Source organism: Streptomyces sp. NPDC057682 (genome assembly GCF_042799575.1).
GTDB lineage: Bacteria > Actinomycetota > Actinomycetes > Streptomycetales > Streptomycetaceae > Streptomyces.
The window spans coordinates 31,009-40,276 of the sequence record NZ_JBHVIN010000010.1 but is presented as its reverse complement, the minus strand read 5'-3'; the positions used below and the strand labels follow the sequence as shown (position 1 = coordinate 40,276).

Sequence of the window (9,268 nt, the reverse complement as noted above, 5' to 3'; positions counted from 1 at the left end):
CGCAGCACCTCCTCGGGCAGCAGCGCCCGGCCGGCCATCGACCGCAGGGCCCCCTGGAACAGCGGGGGCAGCGGATGCGCGCCGGCGGGCGGCGCCTGCGCCGGCCGCTCCCGGATGATCTCGGCGTACGCCTCGTTCAGCAGCGCCCCCGCGCCCACCCCCAGCTCGTCGTCGAGGATCCTGCGCCCCTGGTGGAACGTCTCCACCGCCTCGCCCCGCCGGCCGCAGCGGTGCAGGGCCCGCATCAGCTGGGACCGCAGCAGCTCCCGCAGCGGATGCTGGTCGACCAGCAGGCGCAGTTCGGAGACCAGTTCGGCGTGGCGCCCCAGCTCCAGGTCCGCGGTGATGCGCCCGTCGACGACGGACAGCCGGGTCTCGTGCAGCCGGGGCGCCTCGCAGTTCGTCATGAAATCGGTGACCGAACACAGGGCGCTGCCCTTCCACAGCGCGAGGGCCTCGTGGAAGGAGGCCGAGGCGGCCTCGAAGTGGCGGTTCTGAAGCTGACGGTGACCGGCGGCGCTCAGCGAGGCGAACCGGCGGTAGTCCAGGTCCACGGTCTGCGCGTCGATGCGGTAGCCGGGCCAGCGCCGCTCGATGACCACCCCGGGCCCCAGCACCTTCCTCAGCCGCGAGATGTTCGTATAGATCTGGGCGTCCGCCGTCGCGGGCGGATCCCCGCCCCACAGCAGGCTGCTGATCCTGCCGTCGGACACCACCTCGCCCTCGGCGAGCAGCAGGGCCGCGAGCACCGTGTGGATCTTCGTTCCGGTCAGCGGGATGCGGCCGGTGCTGCCGTGGACCTCAAGCGGTCCGAGTATCTGGAATCGCAAACGCATGAGTTCTCCTACGAGAGCTTCGCGCGGACGCCCGGTGACGGACGCCGGCCGTGCGGTTCAGGAGGAGGGGGGTTCCCCCGCGGCGGCGAACTCGTCGAGGAGTTCGCGGTAGAGACGGCGGAAGACGATGGCGTACTTGTCGGCCCGCGTGTGCACCTGCGAGTGGACGTCCAGGGGCGACTCCGCGGGCACCTGGTTCTCCACGATCGGGAAGTCCTCCTCGAAGATCTGGCGTTCGTACTCCCACATCTCCTCCAGGGACACGGCGTGCGGACCGGTGGACACCTTCCGGTCGATGCCGACGATCCAGAAGTGGCGGATCCGGGTGCCCTCCGCGTTGACCGGGGTGGCGAACTGGGCGATGAACCGGCCGGCCCCGTCGGGGAACGAGGTGCGCACGTAGGCGGCCATCGGCAGGGTGAGCCGGTAGGTCAGGGTCTGACGGTTGGCCAGGGCCTCGTGGCCGCCGAGCGCCGTACCGCCCAGCTCGGTCTCCAGCGCCCACTCCATGTCCCAGCGGTCGCGCTTGATCTCGTACGGGCTCACCTCCCGGCGCACATGAGGGCCCATCGTGCCCGTGTGGACGAACGGGAAGTGCGCCATGTCGCGGAGGTTCTCGGTGATCTGCCGCATCCCGCAGGCCAGTTCGGTGGGGTTGCCGTAGGCGTAGCTCCATCCCTCCTCCCCGTATCCGAGGAGTTCCGGGAAGGGCAGATAGGGGTCGTCCTCCAGACAGCTCCACACATGCCCGTACGCCTCCTTCACCGGATACGTCCGCAGGGAGATCCCCGAGGGCCGGGTCCCGGCGGGCAGGGACGGGATCTCCACACAGCGGCCCGTCCCGGGCTCGAACAGCCAGCCGTGGTAGGGACATTCCAGACAGCCGTCGCGTACGGTGCCGAGCCGCAGGGCCATGCCCCGGTGCGGGCAGTGCCCGTCCGCGACGGTGATCCGGCCGCCGGCCCGGTGGACGACCAGCTCGGTGCCCAGGATGTTCGCCGCCGTCACCGTGGACTCGCCGATGTCCTCGATCCGGGCGAGGGGGAACCAGGTGCGGCGCAGCAGCCGGTGTTCGGTTTCTTCCATCAGGACTCCTCACGGATGTCGTTCAGGGGGGTGCCGGGAGCCGCGCAGATCCGGCGCAGCAGATCGCCGTACAGGCCGGCGAGGCGGCGCACGGTGCGCTCCCGGAACAGGGCGGTGTTGTACTCGAAGGCGGCGAGCGCCCCGGTGGGCGTCTCCCACACGTTCAGGACGAGGTCGAAGCGGGCGACGGGCATCTCCACCCCGCCGGTGGTCACCTCGGCGCCCGCCAGCTCGCGGGCGTCCTCCCGGCCGGCCGCGGTGTACGAGTAGAGGACCTGCACCAGCGGCGGCACCCCGGGCGTCCGGGGCGGGCGGACCGCCTCGACCACCTTCCGGAAGGGCAGCGCCTCGTGGGCCTGGGCGTCCAGGACGGTGGCGCGGACCCGGCGCAGCACCTCGGGGAAGTCGGCCGCGCCGCGCACGTCGGTGCGCAGGGCGAGCGTGCCGACGAAGAAGCCGACCAGATCGCGGAGGTGCGGATGGTCGCGGCCCGAGGTGATCGTGCCGACCGTCACGTCGTCCTGGTCGCTCACCCGCGACAGCAGGAGGACGAAGACGGCCAGGTACGCCATGAAGGGCGTCGCCCCGTGGGCGCGGGCGAGGGCGGCCAGTCCGGCGGCGGGGCCGGAGGGCAGGTCGAAGGTGTGGACCGCCCCGCCGAAGGTCTGCGTCCGGGGCCGGGGCCGGTCGAGCGGCAGCCGCAGCGGGGCGAGACCGCCCAGCCGGGAACGCCAGTGGGCGGTCAGCCGGTCCAGCCGCTCGCCCCGGAGGCGGTCGCGCTGCCAGGCGGCGTAGTCGGCGAACTGCACGGGCAGTTCGGGCAGCCGGCCGTCGGCCGGGCCGCGTTCGGCGAGGTAGAAGTGGCGGAAGTCCCGCCACAGCACCCGCTCGGACCATTCGTCGGACGCGATGTGGTGCAGATCGAGCAGGAGGGTCGCCCCGTCCGGGTCCAGCGCCAGCAGGGGGCGCAGCAGACCGGGGGCGGTGAGGTCGAAGGGGCGCTCGCCGGCCCGCCGGACCAGGCGGTCCGTGGCTTCCCGGTCCGCGGTGCGGCGGACCTTGAGCCGCCGCACGGCCGGCGGGTGCGGCTGCTGCACCGGTTCGCCGTCCCGTTCGGGGAACGAGGTCCGCAGCACCTCGTGACGGGCGGTCAGCCGGCTCAGCGCGGCCGAGACGGCGATCTGGTCCACGGATCCGGCGATCCGCCACAGCACCGGGGTGTTGTAGGCGGTGCTCTCGGGGGCCAGGCGCTGCAGGAACCAGAGCTCCTCCTGCTGGTGGGAGAGCGGCAGCACGGTCGCGGGGGTGCGCGGCAGCCCGGTGAGACGGGGGACGGGGTCCGCGGGGGCGGCGCGGCGGGCCAGACGGGCCTTCAGCAGCGCCATGCGCTCGGGGGACAGCACCTCAGAGCTCACGGAGCATCCTCTCCACCTCGTCGTCGGAGAGGCTCGCGATCTCGTCGACGAGGGAGTCGTAGTCCCCGTCGTCGCCGTGGGCGCGGGAGTCGGCCAGGGCGGCGAGCCGCCGGGCCGTGGTCGCCTCGAACACGTCCTGGGCGGAGAGTTCCAGACCGAACTCGTCGTAGATCCGGAACACCAGGTCGAGGGCGAGCAGGGAGTGGCCGCCCCGTTCGAAGAAGTCGTCGTCGAGGCCGACGCCGGGGTCGCCCAGGGTCTCCCGGAAGAAGACCGTGAGCCGTTCCTCCAGCACGTCGCGGTCCACCGCCACGGCCGCGGCCGGGGGCAGCCCGGTCCGGACGACGGCGCCCAGGGACCAGGCCGCGAGCATGGCGGTGAGCGCGCCGGGGACGGAGTGCTCGCGCCACGGGTCGACCGCCGCCCCGGCCGGGACGGCGAGGCGTCCGGCCTGCTCGGCCACCGCCTCCGCCAGACCGTCCGCGCGCAGCGTGAGGGCCCCGCCGCCGTCCGGGACGACCAGCACCGGGTCCGCCCCCGTACCGGAGGGCGCGGCCGGCAGCGCGTACCGCTCCGGGGCGTCCTCGGAGGCGGCGACCAGGGCGTCCCAATGGGGGACCCCCGGCCACTCGCCCCGGTCGCCGGCGTCGGTGAGGACGACGTCGAGCCGGACGCCCGCGGTGGACTCCCGGCCCCGCGGGCCGTCCGGGGCGAGCACCACCGCGGTCGTCCCCGCCCGCACCACCGCCAGCAGGCAGACGCTCAGGGCGAGACCTCCGCCCGCCGCGACACCGACCGCACCGGCACCGTCGAGCCGGGCCGCCAGACGCTCGGCCATCGCGCGGAGTTCCGCGTAGGACGCGGTCCCGTCCCCGGCCTCCACCGCCGGCGAACCGGGGCCGGTGTCCGCCGTATCGGAGAACAGATCGAAGGCCGACCGTACGCGCCCGTTCACCGGGAACCCCCCTCGGCCGACGCCCCACCGCGTTCCATCAGGTCCAGCGCGGCGGCGAGTTCCTCCTCGTCCGCGGCGTCGAAACCGCTCAGCTGGAGCTCGTCGAGCAGTTCGGCCTGCTCGGCGACCGTGCCCCGGACGAACAGATCGGTGGTGAGCACCTCGACGCCGAACTCGTCGGTCAGCCGGGCGGCGGCACGGGCCACGGACAGCGAATGCGCGCCCAGTTCGAACAGGTTCTGCCCGGCGTCCGTCACGGCCGCGATCCCCAGCAGCTCCGCCCAGACCGCGGCGACCGCGTGCTCGGTGGGGGAGTGGGGCGGGCGGGCACCCTCCCGGGCGGGCCCCCGGCCGGGCACCTCGGCCGGCAGCGGGAACGACGCGGCGTCGAACGGGCTGTCCAGCGAACCCACGGGCCGCCCCGGATCGTCGACCAGCCGCCGCAGCAGCTCCAGATACCCCTCGGCCAGCGCCCGCACCGGTTCCCGCCCGTACGCCCCATGGATCCAGCGGATCGCCGGCGCGCCGTCGGCCCCGGTCACCGCCTTCACGGACAGCGCGAACGCGGTCCCGATCGGCCCGATGGGCAGCGCCTCGCAGGGCAGCCCCGCGAACTCCACCGGACCCGGTTCGCTCTCCTCGTACGAGAACAGCAGGTCCGGCAGCGCGGGCAGAGCCGGCAGACCCAGGAGCGCCGCCCGCTCGGCCAGCGTCCCGTGCGGCAGCCGGCTGTACGCCATCGCGGTGAGCACCTCGCCCCGTTCGGCCTGGACGAGACGGGCGAACGACGCCTCCGGGTCCACCGGGTTGCGCAGCGCCAGCGTGCTGATCAGCGGGCCGATCTCCCGGTCCGCGTCGGCCCCGTGACGCTGGCCGAACGGCGACGCCACCAGCAGGTCGCGCTCGCCGGTGAGCTGCCACAGGGCCACGCGCAGCGCGGCCAGCGTGAACGCGAAGACGGACACCCTCAGCCCGGCGGCCGTCCGGCGCAGCGCCTCGCCGAACGCCGGGTCCGCCGCCGTCTCCACGCTCCCGCCGCCGCCCCGGGAGTCCGCGGCCGTCGCGGTCCCCAGCGGCAGCGGCCGCGCCCGGCCCACCCCCTGGAGCCGGCCCGACCAGTGACGCGCCAACGCGTCCGTCCCGGCCTCCCCCAGCTCCGCCAGCAGACGGTCCGCCAGCGCGTCGTAGCCGAGGGCCGGCGGCAGCGCGTACGCCGTACCGCCCGTCTCGGCCCGGTAGCGGGCGGAGAGTTCCGTCAGCAGCAGCCGGGGCGAGTCCTGGTCACTGCTGATGTGATGCAGCGCCACCACCAGCAACTGCAGCCCCTCACGTACCCGCACCAGCGTCATACGTACGGGCGGCCGGTGCTCCAGCGCGAACTCCCCGGACCCCTCCTCCTGGGCCACGCGCAGCGCCGTGTCCTCGTCGACCGGGCCACCGAGCTCGGCCGGCAGGTCCCGTACGACGAGCGGGTCCTCGACCCCGGCGTACACGTGCTGGCGCACCTGGTCGTCCTCGAAACGGAACACGGTGCGCAACGCGGAGTGCGCCGCCACCACGCCGGCCGCGGCCGAGCGCAGCGCATCCGTCCGCAGCTCCCCCTCGATCCTCAGAATGATCCGGTCGTTGAGCAGCCCCGAGGGGGCCAGGGTGTGCGCCAGCCACAGCTGGACCTGGGCCGGCGCCGCGGGTACCACCCGCACCGGGCCCAGCAGCCCCGCGGGCTCCTCGCCCGGGGGCGCGGCGGGGGACGGGGTGCCCGCACCCTCCCACTGGACGGCGGCGGCCAGTTCTGCCAGCCGATCGCCGGCCGGGGCCTGCGGGGTGGCGCCGATGACATGCTGATCAGACACGGGGGGCTGCCTCCTTCTGGTTCGGTGACGCGGACTGCCGTGCGGTGCTGTTCTGCCGGGCGGATCCGGCGAGCCGGGCGAGGGCCTCGCGGTCCACGTCCCCGGCGGCGGTCAGGGGCATCCGGGGCAGTGCCACCAGCCGGACCGAGGCCCGGGAGGACTGCCGCGCGGGAAGGGCACCGCGCAACTCGCCCTCGGTCACCCGCGCCCCCCGCTCACGCACGAGGAAGACGGTGAGCGGTCCGCCCGTGCCGTCCACCGGAGGCACGGCCACGACCTGGGCCACTCCGGGCCCGGCCCGCAGCGCCGCCTCGACGCGCCGGACCTCCTCCGGGACGCGCGGATCGGTCCAGTGCAGCGGGTCCGGGACGTCCGCCGGACCGGTCCGGCCGCGCAGACCGGTCCGCAGCACCCGGCCACCCGGCACGTCCGCCGAGGGATCGGGCACCAGAAGCGCCGCCGTCCTGCCCGCTGTGCCCGCTGCCGCGCGGGTTTCTGCGGGCGGCGCCTGGTCACCTGCCCTCCCTGGCGTGGCCGCCGTGGCGCGGGGCCGTGCGGGCAGCACGAGCTCACCCGGCGTCCCCGTCGTGTCGGCTGTCGTGCGGGGCCGTGCGGGCAGCACCTGCTCCCCCGTCCTCCCCGGCGTGGCCGCCGTGGCGCGGGGCCGTGCGGGCAGCACGAGCTCACCCGGCGTCCCCGTCGTGTCGGCTGTCGCGCGGGGCCGTGCGGGCAGCACCAGCTCACCCGTCCTCCCCGCCGTCGCGCAGGGGCCCGCGGGCACCACCAGCTCACCCGGTGTCCCCACCGGAGCCGCCCGCCCCTCGGGGCCCACCGGCAGCCAGCCGCTCCGCCGCCCCAGCGGATCACCCCGCACCCCGGCGACGGGCCCCAGCGACCGCACCTCGGTGCCCCGTTCGCGCAGCCGCTCCAGGGCGCGCGCGGACGGTGGCCGCCCGGCGGTCAGCAGCAGGGCGGGCAGCGGGACGTCATCCGGTACGGCGGCCCACGCCTCCAGCCGGTCGGTCGCGCAGTGCACCAGATCGACGCCCGCCGCACCACCGTCCCCGGGACCGCACACCGCGATCCAGCCCGCCGCCCGGCCGAGCGCCTGCGCCACGAACAACGGCGAGGACACCGGCGCGCCCACCCCGGCCCGGGGAACCCGTCCCAGCCGCTCCGTCCACTCCCCGCGCAGCTCGTTCAGCAGCGCCCGGTACCGCCGCAGCTCGCCGTACGAGACCCGCTGTCCGGGATCTCCGCATGCGTCCCAGGCACAGGCGGCATCGGGAACACGGCCGACCGGGGCGGCCGGTTCGCCCCGCCACGCGGCCAACTCGGGCGACACCACCACCCCGTCCGCGCCGTCCACCTCATCTGTGCCCGCCGCGCCCTCCCCGCCCTCCGCGAGGACACGCACCACCCCCGGGCCCGGCGCCGTCACCGTCGCGCCCAGGCGCCACACCGCGAACACGGCGGCGACCGCCGCCGGACCGGCCGGCAGCTCCACCGCCACCGCGCCGCCGCGCCCCACACCTCGGCGGGCCAGCCGGCCCGCCAGCACCCCGACGGCCCGCTCCAGTTCCCCGCGCGTCACCGCCAGGCCCCCGCCGAGGACGGCGGGGTCGTTCGCGCCGACCGGATCGGTCACCGGCCCCCGATGGTCCGCCGCCCCGCCGGAGGGCGCGGGCCGGTCGTCGTACAGCAGCCGGCCCACCGGCAGGTCCGGTTCACGGGCCGCCTCCGCGAGCCGCAGCCACACCGCCCGCCACCGCTCGGCGGACGCCTGCGAGTAGACCTCCGCGGCGCGGTCCAGCAGGACGTACAGCCGGTCGCCCTCGTCGAGGACCGTCACCCCCAGCTCGAACGACGAACCGTCGGTGTTGACGGGGTCGTGGGTCACCACCAGACCGGGCAGCCGGAGCAGCCCGTCCTCGCCCTTGGTCCCCCGGATATAGGCGAACAGCGGCCGGAACAGGGGCTGTCCGTGACGGCCGGTCGCCCGTGCCACGGCCGCCGTGACGTCGTCGAGCGCGTCCCGGCGGTGGGCCATCGCCTCGCCGAACACCCGGTGGGCCTGGCCGACGAGGTCGCGCAGCGACCGCTCCGGCCGGATCCGCCCGCGCAGGGCGAGCGAGTTGAGGAAGAACCCCACCACGTCCTGATCGCGCGAGCCCTCCCGCAGCGAGACCGGTGAGCCGACCGTGACATCACGGTCGCCCGACACCCTGGCCAGGAACAGCCAGCACAGGGCCAGCGCCACCACGTACACCGTCGTCCCGCAGGAGGCGGCGAGACGGCGCAGCGCGGCGTCGTCCCCGTCGGGCAGCGGCACCTCCAGGCGCAGCCGCAGCCGCTGCCCCGGAGCCGGCACACGGTCGGCCGGAGCGGTCGTGGGCCGCGAACCGGCCAGCGTCCGCACCCAGTGGTCCAGCCCGCCGTCCCGTTCGCTCCAGGCCCGCACCACGTCCTGGTACTGCGGGCCCCGCACCGGTACGGGCCCCCGCCCACCCGACTCGCGGGCGTACAGGGCCGACAGGTCCCGGTGGAACACCACGGCCGACTGGTCGTCGATCACGCTGTGGTGGAACGACAGCATCAGCAGATACCGGCCCGTCCCGAACCGGCACAGCGAGAACCGGTACAGCGGCCCGTCGCGCAGGTCGAACGCCCGGGAGTGCCCGCGTACCAGTTCCTCCCGCGCCGTGGCGCGGTCCGGGGCCGTCGTGGTCTCCAGGACCTCATCGGGGACCGGCCGGACGCTCTGCCACACCCGCCCCTCCCGTTGGAGGAAGTGGACCCGCACCCCGTCGTGCAGGGCGAGGACGCCCCGCAGCGCCCGGTGCAGCGCCGCCTCGTCGAGCGCGCCGGACAGCTCGTGCAGATGAAGGATGTGGTAGCTGTTGCCGCCCCGGTCGACGTTCCACAGGAACCACTGCGACGCCTGCATCGGGGAGGCGGGCAGCAGCCGCCCCTCGGACGGGGAGGGCTCCGGGGCCGCGGGGGCGGCCCGTTCACGCAGACGTCTCAGCAGCTCCCGGCGCTCACCGGGACCGAGACGCAGCAGACGCTGCTCGGTCGATTCGGGCACAGTGATCCTCACCTTGCGACGGCTTCCACGGACAG

The 9,268-nt window shown here is 75.2% G+C and carries 5 protein-coding genes and 1 pseudogene; all 6 read right to left on the bottom strand.

Annotated features, from left to right (window positions below):
• Positions 1-128: 128 nt before the first annotated feature.
• Positions 129-836, bottom strand: a pseudogene (locus ACFVDM_RS19710) (BTAD domain-containing putative transcriptional regulator); the annotation flags it as partial.
• Positions 837-893: 57 nt separating this feature from the next.
• Positions 894-1,922 (bottom strand): Rieske 2Fe-2S domain-containing protein, encoded by a 1,029-nt coding sequence (locus ACFVDM_RS19705; RefSeq protein WP_383641138.1) that lies wholly within the window; start codon positions 1,920-1,922, stop codon positions 894-896.
• Positions 1,922-3,337: a condensation domain-containing protein gene (locus ACFVDM_RS19700; protein ID WP_383641135.1), complete on the bottom strand. Its 1,416-nt coding sequence runs from the start codon at positions 3,335-3,337 to the stop codon at positions 1,922-1,924. The genes ACFVDM_RS19705 and ACFVDM_RS19700 overlap by 1 nt, the downstream gene beginning before the upstream one ends.
• The gene (locus tag ACFVDM_RS19695; protein WP_383641132.1) at positions 3,327-4,292 is read right to left on the bottom strand and encodes a phosphopantetheine-binding protein; all 966 of its coding nucleotides are present in this window, start codon (positions 4,290-4,292) and stop codon (positions 3,327-3,329) included. Before ACFVDM_RS19695 ends, ACFVDM_RS19700 begins: the two co-directional genes overlap by 11 nt.
• On the bottom strand, positions 4,289-6,145 hold the full coding sequence (locus tag ACFVDM_RS19690; protein WP_383641129.1) for a condensation domain-containing protein: 1,857 nt from the start codon (positions 6,143-6,145) through the stop codon (positions 4,289-4,291). The genes ACFVDM_RS19695 and ACFVDM_RS19690 overlap by 4 nt, the downstream gene beginning before the upstream one ends.
• The gene (locus ACFVDM_RS19685) at positions 6,138-9,233 is read right to left on the bottom strand and encodes a condensation domain-containing protein (protein ID WP_383641126.1); all 3,096 of its coding nucleotides are present in this window, start codon (positions 9,231-9,233) and stop codon (positions 6,138-6,140) included. Before ACFVDM_RS19685 ends, ACFVDM_RS19690 begins: the two co-directional genes overlap by 8 nt.
• Between the last annotated feature and the right edge of the window lie 35 nt (positions 9,234-9,268).

What these genes read in the sequence shown, in the direction of transcription:
- ACFVDM_RS19705 (WP_383641138.1), bottom strand. Translation starts at nt 1,922, where the DNA reads ATGGAAGAAACCGAACACCGGCTGCTGCGCCGCACCTGGTTCCCCCTC.